2 protein-coding genes are annotated in these 661 nt (G+C 49.3%); both read left to right on the forward strand.

The features are described 5' to 3' along the window. Positions 1–205 (forward strand): hypothetical protein (locus K0039_RS20165; protein ID WP_228106769.1); only part of this gene is annotated, 205 nt, incomplete at its 5' end. An 11-nt stretch (positions 206–216) separates the two neighbouring features. Next, positions 217–661, forward strand: a 445-nt coding sequence (locus K0039_RS20170) for a hypothetical protein (RefSeq protein WP_369123860.1), incomplete at its 3' end; no start/stop codon positions are given.

Here is a 661-nt window from a genome sequence, read left to right on the forward strand (position 1 = left end):
ACAGAGGGTGCGTATACCCGTCTGTGGGTGCCCTTTCGGGCTACCGACTTCATTCCACAGGTGGGGATTGAAAAGCTATCAGACCTTAGTGTCCAACCTGGTTTTGTATGGGGGTATACCGATTCAGGACGCTGAAAGGCTCACTGAATCCTATGCGTTTTTCCTGTTGGAGAAACTGGAAGAAAAACTTAAACCGAAGCGGTAGGCGATAAGATCATGGAAAGAAAAAACGCCAACATTGACGATGTGATAAGGACGGTTGAAACCGCCAGCGCAAAAGAGCTGGAAGAGCTTGCAGGTATTCGGGAAGCCGTTGAAGATTTGAAAGGTGGGCGAGTTGCTACAGTTGATCCTGTCTCTCGCAGTGTGTCGGCATTAAATCGCACAATCGAAAATTCCCGGCCAGACTTTGTGGCCAATGCGCCATCAGCGGACCCTATTGTTGAGGCAATGAAACGGCTTAATTTAGGGGACGTTTCTCGTGTAGTTCAGGAGGATGTTGCTCTACAGGAACCGCAGGCCAAATCAACTACGCGAAAGGGTAAAAAACGACGCAAGAAGGCTATAACAGAAGATGTAAAGGCGCAACGGACCGAAGCAGCCGAACACGCTCGCGAAATGTTCGGTCAAAAAGGCGGTGCGCAAAAAAGCCAAAACCAAC

It is taken from the genome of Terrisporobacter mayombei (genome assembly GCF_020748465.1).
GTDB classification, from domain to species: domain Bacteria; phylum Bacillota; class Clostridia; order Peptostreptococcales; family Peptostreptococcaceae; genus Terrisporobacter; species Terrisporobacter mayombei.